The 234-nt window shown below is 54.3% G+C and carries 2 tRNA genes; both read right to left on the reverse strand.

From position 1 onward, the window contains the following. Window positions 1-44: 44 nt before the first annotated feature. A tRNA-Ala gene (locus ACM6IV_RS16255) sits at window positions 45-120 on the reverse strand. A gap of 30 nt (window positions 121-150) precedes the next feature. Continuing rightward, window positions 151-227: transfer RNA gene (locus tag ACM6IV_RS16260), tRNA-Ile, on the reverse strand. Between the last annotated feature and the right edge of the window lie 7 nt (window positions 228-234).

A 234-nucleotide genomic window follows, 5' to 3' on the forward strand; every position in this document is an offset into this window, starting at 1 on the left:
CGATGGAATGCTCATTTCTAAGCTTTATACAAGAGAAGCAGTAGTGGTGGAGCCAAGCGGGATCGAACCGCTGACCTCCTGCGTGCAAGGCAGGCGCTCTCCCAGCTGAGCTATGGCCCCGTATTTCTACAGGCGTTTCCCACACAAAATTGGTGGGTCTGGGCAGATTCGAACTGCCGACCTCACCCTTATCAGGGGTGCGCTCTAACCAACTGAGCTACAGACCCAATTTCG

The sequence above is a fragment of the Pseudomonas sp. IT-347P genome (genome assembly GCF_949768005.1).
In the GTDB taxonomy this organism is placed as follows: domain Bacteria; phylum Pseudomonadota; class Gammaproteobacteria; order Pseudomonadales; family Pseudomonadaceae; genus Aquipseudomonas.